The organism is Pseudomonas sp. Mn2068 (assembly GCF_049319725.1).
Lineage (GTDB): Bacteria > Pseudomonadota > Gammaproteobacteria > Pseudomonadales > Pseudomonadaceae > Aquipseudomonas > Aquipseudomonas gingeri.
Genome location: NZ_JBMOUG010000008.1, coordinates 49,169 through 64,177, shown reverse-complemented (window position 1 = coordinate 64,177; position 15,009 = coordinate 49,169). Strand labels below are relative to the sequence as shown.

The following is a 15,009-nucleotide window of genomic DNA, read 5'->3' as shown; positions in this document are numbered from 1 at the left end:
ATTAATGTGTTCTTGTTGGTATTGACCGTAGTGGCTGTTCATGGAACTTGTTCTGCGGTTCCCGGTCAATTTTCGCAGTGCTTCACTGCACGAGTCATGTGAGTCGGAGGTTTTTTCGTATGACCACTTCTTTGCAACCTGCCTATGCGCTGGTCCCGGGTGCGAACCTGGAGGCCTACGTCAATACGGTGAACAGCATTCCACTGCTGACGCCGGAGCAGGAGCGTGAACTGGCCGAGAGTCTCTATTATGAGCAGGATCTGGGGGCGGCTCGGCAGATGGTGCTCGCCCACCTGCGTTTTGTCGTTCATATCGCCCGTAGCTATTCCGGCTACGGTCTGGCCCAGGCTGACCTGATTCAGGAAGGCAACGTCGGCCTGATGAAGGCCGTGAAACGGTTCAATCCGGAAATGGGCGTGCGCCTGGTGTCGTTCGCCGTGCACTGGATCAAGGCGGAAATCCACGAATTCATCCTGCGCAACTGGCGGATCGTCAAAGTGGCGACCACCAAGGCGCAGCGCAAGCTGTTCTTCAACCTGCGCAGCCAGAAGAAACGCCTGGCCTGGTTGAACAACGAGGAAGTCCACCGCGTGGCGGAAAGCCTCGGGGTCGAGCCTCGTGAAGTGCGCGAGATGGAAAGCCGGTTGACCGGCCAGGACATGGCGTTCGATCCGGCGGCGGAAGCCGACGACGACAGCGCGTTCCAGTCTCCGGCCAACTACCTGGAAGACCATCGCTACGATCCGGCACGCCAGCTGGAGGATGCCGACTGGAGCGAAAACTCCAACAGCAACCTGCACGAGGCCCTGGAAGTCCTGGACGAGCGTAGCCGCGACATCCTCTACCAGCGCTGGTTGGCGGAAGATAAAGCCACGCTGCACGACCTGGCGCAGAAGTACAATGTCTCCGCCGAGCGGATTCGCCAGCTGGAAAAGAGCGCGATGAACAAGCTCAAGCTGTCGATTGCCGCGTAAGCACTCAAGGCAATAAAAAACGCCCCGATCTGATCGGGGCGTTTTTGTATGCAAGGGTCAAGTCCTGTGGTGCGGCTGAAGGCCCATTCGCGGGCAAGCCCGCTCCCACATGGGGAGTGTCGAACGCAGGTTTTGTGTACGCCCACGCCCCCGTGGGAGCGGGCTTGCCCGCGAAGGCGTCCTTCCAGTCACCGCCTCTATCCGGGCTACAGCGCCCAGGGCGCCCTGCGCGAGTTATTCAATCCCACCAGGTACTCATCGCCGCCCAGCTGGCTCATCTGCTGGCGAATCCAGCCGGCGCGGCGCGCCACGTAGGTGCTCGGATGGCTGGCACTCCACTCGCGGGGATTGGGCAGTACCGCCGCCAGCAGGCTGGCCTGCTGGCGCGACAGGGCCGCGGCGCTGATACCAAAGTGATGTCGTGCGGCCGCCTCGGCGCCAAACACGCCTTCGTCCCACTCGACGCTGTTGAGGTACACCTCGAGAATCCGCTGTTTGGGCCACATCACTTCGATCAGCGCGGTAAACCAGGCTTCCAGCCCCTTGCGCAGGTAGCTGCGGCCGGACCAGAGGAACAGGTTCTTCGACACCTGCTGGCTGAGGGTGCTGGCGCCGCGGATCGAGCCGCCGCGCTCGTTATGGGCGAACGCGGCCTGGATCGCGCCGAAATCGAAGCCCCAGTGCTCTGGGAACTTCTGGTCCTCGCCGGCCATCACCGCCACCTTGAGGTCGTCGGAGATCTGGTCCCAGGGTTTCCAGGTGCGTTGCAGGTCGATCGGCTCGCCGTCGGTCCACGATTCGATCTTGCGCTCGACCATCAGCGCGGTGCCCGGTGGCGGCACCCAGCGGAACAGCAACACCAGCAGTACGCTCGCGATGGCGAACCACTTCAGGGCGGTGGTGAGGCGACGGAAAAGAAAACGCAGCATAGAGATGGCTTGGCCGGGGCGTGGGAGCGGGCCATTATACAGACCCTGTGCCCCCTGAATGGAGTTCGTCATGCTGCGTGGTTTTCTGCTGCTCGCCGCGTTTTTCGGTTTCACCGGTGTCGCCCTCGGCGCCTTCGCCGCCCATGGCCTGAAGAACCGCCTGAGCGCGGACTACCTGGCGATCTTCCATACCGGCGTCAGCTACCAGTTGATCCATGCCCTGGCGCTGTTCGGTGTCGCCCTGCTGGCCACGCATATCCCGGGGCGGCTGGTGACCTGGGCCGGCGTATCGTTCACGGTGGGTATCCTGCTGTTTTCCGGCAGCCTGTACCTGCTGACCCTGACCGGCGTGAGCAAGCTGGGCATCATTACCCCGTTCGGCGGCCTGGCGTTTCTGCTCGGCTGGTTCTGCCTGGGCCTCGCCGCCTGGCGCCTGGCTTGACTGCCGGGTCCATTTCAAGACGAATGGCTTGGGTCGCCCGGACTGATCGGGCTAGAATGCTGGCCCCTAAAAATGATGGCAGCCCGGCGCATGCGCATTCAATTGAACGGTGAATCCTTTGAACTGCCCGACGGCGAAACCGTCGCGGCATTGCTGACCCGGCTCGACCTGACCGGGCGGCGGGTAGCGGTGGAGCTGAACCTGGATATCGTCCCGCGCAGCCAGCATGCCGACACCGCCCTGCGTGAAGGCGATCAGGTCGAAGTGGTGCACGCCATCGGTGGCGGTTGAGCCCGCCTGCGGTCCCGCGTCCTGATCCACCCTGCAAGCCCTCAACCTTTCAAGAGGATTTCCGAATGAGCACCGTTCGCAGCGACAAGCCCTTCGTGCTGGCCGGCCGTACCTTCCAGTCCCGCCTGTTGGTCGGCACCGGCAAATACCGCGACATGGAAGAAACCCGCCTTGCCATCGAGGCCTCGGGGGCCGAGATCGTCACCGTGGCCGTGCGCCGCACCAACCTGGGCCAGAACCCGGGTGAACCGAACCTGCTGGATATCCTGCCACCGGATCGCTACACCATCCTGCCGAACACCGCCGGTTGCTACGACGCCATCGAGGCCGTGCGCACCTGTCGCCTGGCCCGTGAACTGCTGGATGGGCACAACCTGGTGAAGCTGGAAGTCCTGGCCGACCAGAAGACCCTGTTCCCCAACGTGATCGAAACCCTCAAGGCCGCCGAAGTGCTGGTCAAGGAAGGCTTCGACGTGATGGTCTACACCAGCGATGACCCGATCATCGCCCGCCAGCTGGCGGAAATCGGCTGCATCGCGGTCATGCCGCTGGCCGGCCTGATCGGCACTGGCCTGGGGATCTGCAACCCGTACAACCTGCAGATCATCCTGGAAGAAGCGAAGATCCCCGTGCTGGTGGATGCCGGCGTCGGTACGGCTTCCGACGCCACCATCGCCATGGAACTGGGCTGCGAAGCGGTGCTGATGAACTCGGCCATCGCCCATGCCCAGCAACCGATCCTGATGGCCGAAGCCATGAAGCACGCCATCGTTGCCGGCCGCCTGGCCTACCTCGCCGGCCGCATGCCGAAAAAACTCTATGCCAGCGCTTCCTCGCCGCTGGATGGTCTGATCAAGTAAGAGCCTTTGATGACTGAATCGAACGACACGCCAGTTTCCACGGAAGACGGCGAAGAGCGCCAACACCGCCGCATCAAGAGTTTCGTGATGCGCGCCGGGCGCATGACCGAAGGCCAGCAGAAGGGCCTGGAGCAGGGTGCACCACTGTTCGTCCTGCCGCTGGCCGATGCGCCGGTGGATTTCGACCAGGTGTTCGGCCGTTCCGCGCCGCGTTCCCTGGAAATCGGTTTCGGCATGGGCCATTCCCTGCTGGAAATGGCGGCGGCTGCGCCGGAGCAGGACTTTATCGGCGTTGAAGTGCATCGTCCGGGCGTTGGCGCGCTGCTCAATGGCGTGCTGACCCAGGGTCTGAAGAACCTGCGGGTCTATGACTGCGACGCCATCGAAGTGCTCAACCGCTGCGTGGCGGACAACAGCCTGGACCGGCTGATGCTGTTTTTTCCGGATCCGTGGCACAAGAGCCGTCATCACAAGCGTCGTATCGTCCAGGCCTCCTTCGCCGAGCTGGTGCGCAGCAAGCTGAAAGTCGGCGGGATCCTGCACATGGCCACCGACTGGGAGCCCTATGCCGAATACATGCTGGAAGTGATGAATGTCGCGCCGGGTTACCGCAACCTGGCCGAAGATGGCAAATGCGTACCACGCCCGGCCGAGCGCCCGATCACCAAGTTTGAACGCCGTGGCGAGCGCCTGGGACACGGGGTCTGGGACCTGAAGTTCGAGAAACTGGCCTGAGGGCCATGGCGGCGGGGTGAGTCGGCGCCCTCACTCACCCACACCGCAACCTTTGTGGGAGCCCGGCTTGCCGGCGATGGCGTCCGTAAGTTCAACGCCAAACCCACTGGCCTCATCGCCAGCAAGCCGGCTCCCACAGAACCGCGTTCACCGCGAAATACCGTCAAGCCCCGTCCCTTGTGGGAGCTGGCAAGCCACCCACAGTGACGGCGTTAACCTTCAGAGTCAGCGCCGGTCCGCCACCACCCCGATCAGCACCAGTACTACCAGCAGCACCGGCGCGAGGCTGTAGTTGTTGAACTGGCTCAGGCCGCGTACCACCCAGGGCGTGGCATAGATCAAGGCCAGGCCGCTGCCGATCATGCACAGCAGCGCCATCAGCGGCACGCGCAGGGCGCCGGCGATGCTGCCCAGGCGCTGATCGACCCAACCCTTGATATCCGCGCCAAACAGCACCAGCAGGCAGCCTACCAGTGCCAGGGAAATTTCCGACAGGTTGCTGCGGCTCCAGCGTGACACCGTGGCGAGCAGGTCGAGTACCAGGTCCATGGGGTTTCCTTAGGTCAAGAAGTATTGCAGCAGGTCATTGAGAAACAGCTGGCCACGGGCGGTCGCCGCCAGGCGTGTGGGTTCGACCTGCAACAGGCCGCTTTGTTCTGCCTCGGCCCGCCCTTCGCTCAAGCTGTCGAGGGCAAGCCCGGTGCGCTGGGCAAACAGGACCGCATCGACACCCTCGGTCAGCCGCAGGGCATTCATCAGGAACTCGAACGGCAACTCGTCGTTGCCCAGGGCTTTCTCTCCGGCCTTGAAGCTCTTGGCCGGGTTCAGGTAGTCCTTGGGCAGGCGGGTTTTCCAGGTACGGACAATGCGTCCGTCCGGGTGGCTGAGCTTGCCGTGGGCCCCGGCACCGATGCCGATGAAGTCGCCAAAGCTCCAGTAATTGAGGTTGTGCCGCGCCGCCCGTCCGGGCTGGGCATAGGCCGAGACCTCGTATTGGGCGTAGCCGTGCTCGGCCAGCAGGGCCTGCCCGGCTTCCTGGATATCCCACAGGGTGTCATCCTCGGGCAGCGTTGGCGGCTGGTTCCAGAACACGGTGTTGGGCTCCAGGGTCAACTGGTACCAGGACAGGTGCGTCGGCTTCAGCGCGATGGCCTGGCGCAGGTCGCCGAGGGCGTCCTCCAGGGACTGGTCAGGCAAGCCGTGCATCAGGTCCAGGTTGAAGTTGTCGAAGCCGGCCTGGCGCGCCATGTCCGCCGCCCGCACGGCTTCGCCGCCGGTATGGATGCGCCCCAGGGCCTTGAGCTTTTCTTCCTGGAAACTCTGGATGCCGATCGACAGCCGATTGATCCCCAGTTGCCGGTAGGCGACGAATTTTTCCTGTTCGAAGGTCCCGGGATTGGCTTCCAGGGTGATTTCGATATCGCCGGCGAACGGGATGCGCGCCTCGACGCCCTTGAGCAGGCGTCCCAGCGCCTGGGCGCTGAACAGGCTCGGCGTACCGCCACCGAAGAAGATCGAGCTCAGTTCACGGCCATGGGCGGCGTGCAGGTCCTGGTCGAGGTCGGCCAGCAGTGCGTCGACATACTCTTCTTCCGGCAGCACCGGGCTGGCGGCATGGGAGTTGAAGTCGCAATACGGGCATTTGCGCACGCACCAGGGAATATGGATGTACAGCGCCAGGGGCGGCAACTGCGGCAACGCCGCCCGAGGAGGTTGCGCACCGCCATGGATCAGCGGCTGCGCGGAAGAAGTCCGGGTCATTTCAGGCCCAGGCGTTGCCGCAGCAGGGCCATGGCGCGGGCGCGGTGGCTGAGCTGGTTCTTTTCCACCGGGTTCAGTTCGGCGCTGGAGCAGTCGCGCTCGGGTACCCAGAACAGCGGATCGTAGCCGAAACCGTGTTCGCCGCTGGCGGCGGTCAGGATGCGCCCGTGCCACAGGCCTTCACAGAGGATCGGCAGCGGATCGTCGGCGTGCCGCACCAAGGCCAGGACGCAGACGAACTGGGCGCCGCGCTCGGCCTGCGGGACATCCTTGAGGGCGTCCAGCAGCTTGGCGTTGTTCGCCGCGTCGCCCTGGCCGTCGGCGTAGCGGGCCGAGTAGATCCCCGGCGCACCGCCGAGGAAGTCCACCGCCAGGCCGGAATCGTCGGCCAGCGCCGGCAAGCCGGAAATACGCGCGGCGTTACGGGCCTTGAGGATGGCGTTCTCGACGAACGACAGGCCGGTCTCTTCCGGCTCGACGCTGCTGAACTCGCCGATCGAGCGCAGTTGCACCGAATCGCCGAGCATGGCCTGGAGTTCCTTGAGTTTGCCGGCGTTATGGCTGGCCAATACGAGCTGCTTGAGGTTCATCATTCGCCGGGGAAAAGCTCTTGGTTAAAATTGATGGTGTTGACCTTGTCGCCGTTCTGCACCTTGATTTCAAAGGTGTGGGTTTCCTGCTGCTCCACCGGATACTGGGCGATGTAGTAGATCGCGCCCTGTTCGGTGACCTGGCGGAAGTTCAGCGTCACGGTCTTGCTGGTCAGGTCCTTGATCGTGCCGGTGACGTTGGCGACCGACGGTTTGCCGCCCTTGATCACCGAGACGTTGATCACGCCCAGGTTCTTGCTGCGGATCAGCTCGGCGGCCTTGGCGATGTCCGGCTGCAGGTACGTGGAGTTGAAAGTGTTGTAGTGCACCGTCACGTCGCCGAAGGTTTCCTGGCGTTCGCTCTTGATGACATCCGCCGCCATGGCGCCGAGGCTCAGGCAGGCGGTTAACAACAACGCTAAACGACCCATGATCGTTCTCCTCGAAATGTGGTGATTCACACCGCGATCTGGTGTTCCAGCAGGCCGGGGCTGCTGACGCGGTAGATGCCGATCTCACCTAACAGATTAGGCCATAGCTTGCTCGCCCACCCGTGGCGGTGCTGTTGATCCACGGCCAGCCGATCAATGACCTTGGCTTCACGTTCGCGGCACAGTTCTTCAAAGTCCTCGAATGTGCAGAAGTGGATGTTCGGCGTGTTGTACCAGGTGTACGGCAGGAATTCCGAGACCGGCATCCGGCCCTTGCTCGCCAGGTACCAGCGGCAGCGCCAGTGCCCGAAGTTGGGGAAGGTGATGATGCACTGGCGGCCGACCCGGAGCATTTCGTCGAGGATCTTGTCCGGGTAATGCACGGCCTGCAGGGCCTGGGTCATGACCACGATGTCGAAACTGTTGCTGGCGAAGTTGCCCAGGCCCTTGTCCAGGTCCTGCTCGATGACGTTGATGCCCTTGGCCACGCACTCGGCGATGTTGTCCGGGTCGTTTTCCAGGCCGTAGCCGGTGACCTGCTTGTTGTCGCGCAGCCAGGTCAGCAGTTCGCCGTCGCCGCAACCGAGGTCGAGCACGCGGCTGCCGGCGGGGATCCACTCTTGGATGATTTCCAGGTCGGCTCTCATGGCGTTCTCACACTTCAACTCGGTTCATGTAGTTACCGAACGCCTGCAGATAACGCGGGATCGGAATCAGGAAGGCGTCGTGGCCTTGCGGGGCGTCGATTTCCAGGTAGCAGACGTCCTTGCGCGCCGCCATCAGCGCGTCGACCAGTTCCCGCGAGCGGGCCGGGGAGAAGCGCCAGTCGGTGGTGAAGGACATCACGCAGAACTTGGCCCGGGCGTTGGCGAAGGTCTTCGCCAGGTCGTCGTCGAAGTTCGCCGCCGGATCGAAGTAGTCCAGGGCCTTGGTCATCAGCAGGTAGGTATTGGCGTCGAAGCGCCCGGAAAACTCCTCGCCCTGGTAGCGCAGGTAGCTTTCGACCTGGAACTCGACGCTGTGGAAGTCGTAGTTGAGCTTCTCGCTCTTGAGCCCCCGGCCGAATTTCTCGCCCATGGAGTCGTCGGACAGGTAGGTGATATGGCCGACCATCCGCGCCAGCATCAGGCCGCGCTTGGGGATCACGCCGCGTTCCTGGAAAGAACCGCCGTGGAACTCCGGATCGGTGAGGATCGCCTGGCGCGCCACTTCGTTGAAGGCGATGTTCTGTGCCGACAGCTTCGGTGCCGAGGCGATCGCCAGGCAATGGCGCACGCGATCCGGATAGGTGATGGTCCATTGCAGCGCCTGCATGCCGCCCAGGCTGCCGCCGATCACGGCGGCCCATTGGCCGATGCCCAGGCGGTCGGCGAGGCGGGCCTGGCTGTGGACCCAGTCTTCCACGGTCAGCACCGGGAAGTCGGCGCCGAAGGGCTTGCCGGTCTCGGGGTTGAGGCTGCTCGGGCCGGTGGAACCGTTGCAGCCGCCGAGGTTGTTCAGGCTGACGACGAAGAACTTGTTGGTGTCGATGGGCTTGCCGGGACCGATGCAACTGTCCCACCAGCCGGGCTTGCGCTCGTCGGCGCTGTGATAGCCCGCCGCGTGATGATGGCCGGACAGGGCATGGCAGATCAGCACGGCATTGCTCGCCGTGGCGTTGAGGCTGCCGTAGGTTTCGTAGATCAGGTCGTAGGCGGGCAGGGAGCGACCGCAGGCCAGGGCCAGGGGTTCGCTGAAATGTGCCGTTTGCGGCACGACCAGCCCGACGGAATCGTGGGGAAAGACAGTGGACATCAACCCTGCTCACGCTTGAATGAGGCGTAAGTCTAATGAGCGGGGGGATCAGCGGCAAGCAGCGAGACCGCGGTGTGTACTGCTGGCGGCTGTATGAACATCGTGGGAGCCGGCTTGCTGGCGATAGCGGCGCGTCAGGCGACAATGATGTCGGCTGTCAGACCGCAATCGCCAGCAAGCCGGCTTCCACGAAGCAGGGTGGGGTCAGATCAACCGGAACAACACCTCGGGCATGCCGCTCATCACCGCCAGCGGTGGAATCACGTAGCTCTGCAGCAACTGGATGACCAGGAACGCGAGGATCGGCGAGATATCCAGCCCGCCCAGGTTCGGCACGATCTTGCGGAACGGCGCCAGGGCCGGTTCGCTGATCTGGAACACCAGTTCGGCCGCCGGACTGTGGCTGCCCGGGGCGACCCAGGAGAGGATCACGCTGATGATCATGGCGAAGAAGAACACCTTGAGGAACAGCGAGGTGACGCCGATGATCGCCCAGATCAGCAGGTAGCCGATATTGCCGGTCACGCCGTAGCTCAGCAGCAGGATCACCGCCATCAGCAGCATCTGCACGATGATCGCCAGCACCAGCGAGGACATGTCCAGGCCGAAGAGGCTGGGAATGATCCGGCGCAGTGGCTTGAGCAGCGGCTGGGTGGCCTTGACGGTGAACTGGCAGAGCGGGTTGTAGAAGTTCGCCCGCACCAGTTGCAGGATGAAACGCAGCAGAACCACCAACAGGTACAGGCTGCCCAGGGTCTGGATGACAAAAATGGCAGCGCTATTGAGTGCAAACATTAAGTGTTCCCTCGAGGATTACTGGCCGAGTTGCTCGGCCATTTCGGCCGAACGCCGGGCGGCGGCGCCGAGCGCCTGTTCTACCAGGGCTTCGAAGCCGCCGGCCTGGAAGGTCTTGATCGCGGCTTCGGTGGTGCCGGCCGGCGAGGTCACCCGACGGCGCAGCTCGGCGGCGTCGACATCGCTGGCGACAGCCATGTGGGCGGCACCCAGGGCCGTCTGCTGGCTCAGCTGGGTGGCGACCTCGCGGGACAGGCCGAGTTTCTCGCCGGCGGCGGTCATGGCCTCGATCAGCAGGAAGAAGTACGCCGGGCCGCTACCGGATACCGCGGTGACCGCGTCCAGTTGCTGCTCTTCGTCCAGCCACAGGGCGGTGCCGACGGCTGACAACAGGGTCTGTGCCTGCTGGCGCTGCCCGGCGGAGACCTGCCCGGTGGCGAACAGGCCGCTGACGCCTTTGCGCAGCAGCGCCGGGGTATTGGGCATGCAGCGCACGATCGGCTGGGCGCCGAGCCAGTTGTTCATGCTCGCGCAGGTGATGCCGGCGGCAATGGACACCACCAGCTGATGGGGCTTGAGGTGCGGGCGCAGGGCCTCGCACACGGCTTTCATGGCTTGCGGCTTGACCGCCAGCACCACCACGTCGGCCCCTTCGATGGCCTCGGCGTTGTCGGCGAACACCTCGATACCATGTTCGGCCTGGACCCGCGCGCGGGTCTCGGCGCCCGGATCGCTGGCGCGAATCAGCGCGGCATCCAGACCTTCGGCCCGCAGGCCGCCGATCAGGCTGGCCGCCATGTTGCCGGCACCGATGAAAGTGATTCGATTATTGCTCATGACGGATCCTTTGAACGAGTGTGTAAGGCCATTTCAGGCCTGGCCGTAGTCGCGGGCACCAAACAGCGCGGTACCGATCCGCACCCAGGTGGCGCCCTGGGCAATGGCCGATTCGAGATCGTGGCTCATGCCCATGGAAAGTGTGTCTAGCGGCAGGTGCAGGCTGTCTTGCAAAGTCCGCACGGTGGCGAACGCGGCGTCTTGTGCGGCACGCTCTTCGGTGGGTTCGGGAATCGCCATCAGCCCGCGCAGGACCAGGTTCGGCAAGGTGCCGATGGCCGCGACCAGGGCCGGCAGGTCGGCCGGTGCGCAGCCGGACTTGCTGGCTTCGCCGCTGACATTGACCTGGATGCAGATATTCAGCGGCGCCAGCTCGGGCGGACGCTGTTCGGACAGGCGTTGTGCGATTTTCAGGCGATCCACGGAGTGCACCCAGTCGAAATGCTCGGCAATGGCTCGAGTCTTGTTCGATTGAATGGGGCCGATAAAGTGCCAACACAAGGGCAGGTCGGTCAATTCGGCCTGCTTGCCGAGGGCTTCCTGCAGGTAGTTCTCGCCGAAATCCCGCAGGCCGGCGGCATGGGCTTCACGCACGGCCGCGGCGGGCTTGGTCTTGCTCACGGCGAGCAGGTGGATATCGGCGGCATCGCGGCCACAGGCCAGGGCGGCGGCACTGATACGGGCTGCAACGGAGGCAATGTTGTCTGCTATCGTGGTCATTCAATTTCGCCAGCAGGTCAAAAGTCTGCGGCATTCTACCTGTATTGGGGAGTCTCATGGATATCACCGAGCTGCTGGCCTTTAGCGCCAAACAGGGCGCGTCGGACTTGCACCTCTCGGCCGGGCTGCCGCCGATGATCCGGGTCGATGGTGACGTGCGCCGGATCAACCTGCCGGCGCTGGACCACAAGCAGGTCCACGACCTGATCTACGACATCATGAATGACCGCCAGCGCAAGGATTTCGAGGAGTTCCTGGAAACCGACTTCTCCTTCGAGGTGCCGGGCGTGGCGCGTTTCCGGGTCAACGCCTTCAACCAGAACCGTGGTGCGGGCGCGGTCTTCCGGACCATTCCGTCGAAAGTCCTGACCATGAACGACCTGGGCATGGGCGAGGTGTTCCGCAAGATTACCGAGGTTCCTCGTGGCCTGGTGCTAGTGACTGGCCCAACCGGTTCGGGTAAATCGACCACCCTGGCGGCGATGATCGACTACCTGAACAACAACAAGCACCACCATATCCTGACCATCGAGGACCCGATCGAATTCGTCCACGAGTCGAAGAAGTGCCTGGTCAACCAGCGTGAAGTGCACCGCGACACGCAGAGTTTCTCCGCCGCCCTGCGCTCGGCCCTGCGGGAAGACCCGGACGTGATCCTGGTGGGCGAGATGCGCGACCTGGAAACCATTCGCCTGGCACTGACCGCCGCCGAAACCGGCCACCTGGTGTTCGGTACGCTGCACACCACCTCCGCGGCGAAGACCATCGACCGGGTGGTCGACGTGTTCCCGGCGGAAGAGAAATCCATGGTCCGCTCGATGCTCTCCGAATCCCTGCAGGCGGTGATTTCCCAGAGCCTGCTGAAAAAGGTCGGCGGCGGGCGGGTCGCGGCCCATGAAATCATGCTCGGCACCCCGGCGATCCGTAACCTGATCCGCGAGGACAAGGTGGCGCAGATGTACTCGTCGATCCAGACTGGCGGCTCCCTGGGCATGCAGACCCTGGACATGTGCCTCAAGGATCTGTTGGCCAAGGGCCTGATCACCCGCGATAACGCCCGGGAGAAGGCAAAGATTCCCGACAACTTCTAGGCCCTGACGAAAACTGCCTGATCGCCGCCCGGCGAGTTTTTGTCAGGCCCGAAGACGCTGGAGCTTCTACGCTGTCACACAGGTAATGCCTGAACTGACGCGGAGAAGCTCATGGAGTTCGAGAAACTGCTGCGCCTGATGGTGGAGAAGGGCGGTTCCGACCTGTTTATCACCCCGGGACTGCCGCCGTCGCTGAAGGTCAACGGCCAGATCCTGCCGGTGACCCGCAACCCGCTGACCCAGGAACAGACCCACGACGCGGTGTTCGGACTGATGAGCGAGCGCCAGAAGCTCGACTTCACCCACCTGCACGAGTGCAATTTCGCCATCCATCCCAAGGGCATCGGCCGCTTCCGCGTGAGCGCCTTCTACCAGCGCAACCAACCGGGCATGGTGCTGCGGCGGATCGAAACGCAGATTCCGCAACTGGCCGACCTGAAGCTGCCGGAGGTCATCGAACAACTGGCGCTGCTCAAGCGCGGGCTGGTGATGTTCGTCGGCGCCACCGGCACTGGCAAGTCGACGTCCCTGGCGGCGATGATCGGTCACCGCAACCAGCAGGGCAGCGGTCATATCGTCACCGTCGAAGACCCCATCGAATTCATCCACGAACACCAGAACTGCATCATCACCCAGCGCGAAGTGGGCATCGATACCGATTCCTACGAGGTGGCGCTGAAAAATACCCTGCGCCAGGCACCGGACCTGATCATGATCGGTGAAGTCCGCACCCGCGAAACCATGGGCCATGCCCTGGCCTTCGCGGAAACCGGGCATCTGTGCCTGGCGACCCTGCACGCGCCGAATGCCGACCAGGCGCTGGAGCGGATCATCAACTTCTTCCCGGTGGACCGGCATCCGCAGATCTGGATGGAACTGTCCCTCAACCTGCGCGCCATCGTCGCCCAGCAACTGATTCCGACGCGGGACGGCACCGGCAGGCGGGCGGTGGTGGAAGTGCTGTTGAACACGCCGCTGATGGCCGACCTGATCCGCAAGGGCGAGATCAAGGAGCTCAAGTCGCTGATGAAACGCTCGACCGAACAGGGCATGCAGACCCTGGACCAGGCGTTGTACGTGTTGTACCAGGAGGGCGCGATCAGCTACCGCGATGCGCTGGCCTATGCGGATTCGGCCAATGACCTGCGGTTGATGATCAAGCTGGAGAAGGGCGCGGGTAGCGAGACATCGGCTGACTTGAGCCTGAACCCGGAGTAAGCGAGGTGATGAGGCATTGAGCGTATTGATCGTTCCCACGCTCTGCGTGGGAATATCTCACGGGACGCTCTGGGTCCGCCCTGGATCTGTGACGCGGAGCGTCACGGGCTGCGTTCCCACGCGGAGCGTGGGAACGATCATGGGATCAGCGCTGAACAACCCGCAGGTGGCTGTTCTGTTCTTTCGGGATCACTCGCTTGGCGATCGCGTAGTGGCTGTCCCAGTAGGGTTTCTTCAGCGTGTCGATGGTCACGGCCTTGCCGCGACGCGGGGCATGGATGAAGCGGTCGTTGCCCAGGTAGATGGCGACGTGGTTGACCTTGCGGCTCTTGATGTTGAAGAACAGCAGGTCGCCCGGCTTCAGGTCCTTGCGATCGACTTTCAGGCCGTGGCCGGCGGCCATGGCGTTGGACGTGCGCGGCAGGTCGCCGGCGGCCACGCCGTTGAAGGCATACTTGACCAGTCCGCTGCAGTCGAAGCCCTTGCTCGGGCTGCTGCCGCCCCAGCGGTAAGGGGTGCCCAGCACGTTCACCGCGCGACTCAGCACGGCGCTGCTCTGCTTGGCGTTCGGTGCTCCGGTGACAGCCGTGGTGGTGACCACGCCGTGCTTCACCTTGAGCGAGCTGGCATGCTTGCCCGGGTGCTTGGCGGAGGGAACGCTGATCTCGGACAGCGTGGCAACGGTTGCAGGTGACTTTGCGGTATGACCGTTGACGTTGGGAAGACGTTGCTCACGATTGGTGGCGTGGGCGGCCAGTGGCATCAAAAGGCAAATGGTCAGCCATGTCTTGAAAAATGGTCGCATTAGGCAAGGCTCATATGGGTTAGCGCGCAACTTTATAACAGCTTTTTGGTCATTTCCGAGGCCGTTTGTCGATTCTATACAGGGGCAAAACCGCTCCGGGACAGCGAAAACAGACCGGTGGGTCACGCGCAAGTCAGGCCCCACAAGGCTTTCAGCCATTTTCAGCAAGAGTTTGTTACATGTTTTGAGACAGTAAAAAAGTCACACGAAATGACGAAAAATTTATCTATCGGGCTCAGAGAGGTCACTTATGAACAGCTATCGGCAGGATGGCGCGCCAGCGAGTACCCACAACGTTTTACTCGGGTATCTGCTGTGGATTTTCGGTTTTACCGGTTCTCACCGCTTCTATTACGGCAAGCCGATCACCGGCACGATCTGGTTTTTTACCCTGGGTCTTCTGGGTATCGGCTGGCTGATCGATGTGTTCCTGATTCCAGCCATGGATCGTGAAGCCGACCTGCGCTTCACCCCGGGTCCGCTGGACTACAACGTCGCCTGGTTGCTGCTGACCTTCCTTGGCGTGCTGGGCGTGCACCGGATGTACCAGGGCAAGTGGCTGACCGGCTTGCTGTACCTGGTGACGGGCGGGTTGTTCTTCCTGGGTGTCTTGTATGACTTCTGGACGCTGAACGACCAGGTGTCGCTGAAGAACAGCGGGCGGGGCTGAACCCGGGAGTCTGTGAGTCGGGCTTAGGATCGTTCCCACGCTCCGCGTGGGAATGCAGATCGTGAC

18 protein-coding genes and 2 pseudogenes are annotated in these 15,009 nt (G+C 63.0%); 8 read left to right on the top strand and 12 right to left on the bottom strand.

The genetic code is table 11. The annotated features are described in order from the left end of the window. The first annotated feature begins 119 nt into the window (after positions 1-119). On the top strand, positions 120-974 hold the full coding sequence (gene rpoH / locus ACL9RJ_RS19185) for an RNA polymerase sigma factor RpoH (RefSeq protein ID WP_017124869.1): 855 nt from the start codon (positions 120-122) through the stop codon (positions 972-974). A 206-nt stretch (positions 975-1,180) separates the two neighbouring features. Here the strand turns inward: rpoH and mtgA are convergent, their stop codons facing one another. Further along, positions 1,181-1,903, bottom strand: a complete 723-nt coding sequence (mtgA, locus tag ACL9RJ_RS19180) for a monofunctional biosynthetic peptidoglycan transglycosylase (RefSeq protein ID WP_017124868.1) — start codon at positions 1,901-1,903, stop codon at positions 1,181-1,183. Between the two features lie 70 nt (positions 1,904-1,973). Between mtgA and ACL9RJ_RS19175 the strand changes: the two genes are divergently transcribed. The 4 genes from ACL9RJ_RS19175 to trmB all read left to right on the top strand — a co-directional run bounded on the left by ACL9RJ_RS19175 (position 1,974) and on the right by trmB (position 4,231). Further along, the gene (locus ACL9RJ_RS19175) at positions 1,974-2,345 is read left to right on the top strand and encodes a DUF423 domain-containing protein (RefSeq protein ID WP_177087060.1); all 372 of its coding nucleotides are present in this window, start codon (positions 1,974-1,976) and stop codon (positions 2,343-2,345) included. Positions 2,346-2,435: 90 nt separating this feature from the next. Beyond that, positions 2,436-2,636 (top strand): sulfur carrier protein ThiS, encoded by a 201-nt coding sequence (thiS, locus tag ACL9RJ_RS19170; RefSeq protein WP_017124866.1) that lies wholly within the window; start codon positions 2,436-2,438, stop codon positions 2,634-2,636. A 65-nt stretch (positions 2,637-2,701) separates the two neighbouring features. Continuing rightward, entirely contained in the window at positions 2,702-3,496 is a 795-nt protein-coding gene (locus tag ACL9RJ_RS19165) for a thiazole synthase (protein ID WP_017124865.1), read from the top strand. Between the two features lie 9 nt (positions 3,497-3,505). Next, positions 3,506-4,231, top strand: coding sequence for a tRNA (guanosine(46)-N7)-methyltransferase TrmB (gene trmB, locus ACL9RJ_RS19160; protein ID WP_103032759.1), 726 nt, complete (start codon positions 3,506-3,508; stop codon positions 4,229-4,231). A 225-nt stretch (positions 4,232-4,456) separates the two neighbouring features. On the opposite strand, the gene ACL9RJ_RS19155 is transcribed toward trmB, so the two are convergent. From ACL9RJ_RS19155 to ACL9RJ_RS19115, 9 genes are all read right to left on the bottom strand, one after another. Further along, positions 4,457-4,780 (bottom strand): DUF3392 domain-containing protein, encoded by a 324-nt coding sequence (locus tag ACL9RJ_RS19155; protein ID WP_017124863.1) that lies wholly within the window; start codon positions 4,778-4,780, stop codon positions 4,457-4,459. A gap of 9 nt (positions 4,781-4,789) precedes the next feature. Next, positions 4,790-5,992: a radical SAM family heme chaperone HemW gene (gene hemW / locus ACL9RJ_RS19150; protein WP_256261795.1), complete on the bottom strand. Its 1,203-nt coding sequence runs from the start codon at positions 5,990-5,992 to the stop codon at positions 4,790-4,792. Continuing rightward, positions 5,989-6,585, bottom strand: coding sequence for an RdgB/HAM1 family non-canonical purine NTP pyrophosphatase (rdgB, locus tag ACL9RJ_RS19145; protein WP_042934810.1), 597 nt, complete (start codon positions 6,583-6,585; stop codon positions 5,989-5,991). The genes hemW and rdgB overlap by 4 nt, the downstream gene beginning before the upstream one ends. Beyond that, complete coding sequence (locus ACL9RJ_RS19140; protein WP_017124859.1) at positions 6,582-7,013, bottom strand: DUF4426 domain-containing protein; 432 nt, start codon at positions 7,011-7,013, stop codon at positions 6,582-6,584. The genes rdgB and ACL9RJ_RS19140 overlap by 4 nt, the downstream gene beginning before the upstream one ends. 26 nt (positions 7,014-7,039) lie before the next feature. Further along, on the bottom strand, positions 7,040-7,660 hold the full coding sequence (gene metW / locus ACL9RJ_RS19135) for a methionine biosynthesis protein MetW (RefSeq protein WP_017124858.1): 621 nt from the start codon (positions 7,658-7,660) through the stop codon (positions 7,040-7,042). Between the two features lie 7 nt (positions 7,661-7,667). Beyond that, entirely contained in the window at positions 7,668-8,807 is a 1,140-nt protein-coding gene (metX, locus tag ACL9RJ_RS19130) for a homoserine O-succinyltransferase MetX (RefSeq protein ID WP_017124857.1), read from the bottom strand. Between the two features lie 204 nt (positions 8,808-9,011). After that, on the bottom strand, positions 9,012-9,602 hold the full coding sequence (locus tag ACL9RJ_RS19125) for a YggT family protein (RefSeq protein ID WP_017124856.1): 591 nt from the start codon (positions 9,600-9,602) through the stop codon (positions 9,012-9,014). 18 nt (positions 9,603-9,620) lie between these two features. Next, positions 9,621-10,439, bottom strand: a complete 819-nt coding sequence (gene proC, locus ACL9RJ_RS19120; RefSeq protein WP_103032757.1) for a pyrroline-5-carboxylate reductase — start codon at positions 10,437-10,439, stop codon at positions 9,621-9,623. A 33-nt stretch (positions 10,440-10,472) separates the two neighbouring features. After that, a complete protein-coding gene (locus ACL9RJ_RS19115) occupies positions 10,473-11,159 on the bottom strand; it encodes a YggS family pyridoxal phosphate-dependent enzyme (RefSeq protein ID WP_017124854.1) in 687 nt (228 codons plus the stop codon). 56 nt (positions 11,160-11,215) lie between these two features. Here ACL9RJ_RS19115 and ACL9RJ_RS19110 point away from each other — a divergent pair, with 56 nt between their 5' ends. Together ACL9RJ_RS19110 and ACL9RJ_RS19105 are read left to right on the top strand one after the other, a co-directional pair. After that, a complete protein-coding gene (locus tag ACL9RJ_RS19110; protein ID WP_017124853.1) occupies positions 11,216-12,250 on the top strand; it encodes a type IV pilus twitching motility protein PilT in 1,035 nt (344 codons plus the stop codon). A gap of 111 nt (positions 12,251-12,361) precedes the next feature. Continuing rightward, positions 12,362-13,468 (top strand): PilT/PilU family type 4a pilus ATPase, encoded by a 1,107-nt coding sequence (locus ACL9RJ_RS19105; protein ID WP_017124852.1) that lies wholly within the window; start codon positions 12,362-12,364, stop codon positions 13,466-13,468. 145 nt (positions 13,469-13,613) lie between these two features. Here ACL9RJ_RS19105 and ACL9RJ_RS19100 read toward each other — a convergent pair. Both ACL9RJ_RS19100 and ACL9RJ_RS19095 read right to left on the bottom strand, forming a co-directional pair. Further along, a pseudogene (locus tag ACL9RJ_RS19100) lies at positions 13,614-14,030 on the bottom strand (C40 family peptidase); the annotation flags it as partial. Positions 14,031-14,161: 131 nt separating this feature from the next. Continuing rightward, positions 14,162-14,303: pseudogene (locus ACL9RJ_RS19095) on the bottom strand (peptidoglycan endopeptidase); the annotation flags it as partial. A 220-nt stretch (positions 14,304-14,523) separates the two neighbouring features. On the opposite strand from ACL9RJ_RS19095, the gene ACL9RJ_RS19090 reads away from it, so the two are divergent. Further along, entirely contained in the window at positions 14,524-14,943 is a 420-nt protein-coding gene (locus tag ACL9RJ_RS19090; protein ID WP_017124850.1) for an NINE protein, read from the top strand. Positions 14,944-15,009: the final 66 nt, after the last annotated feature.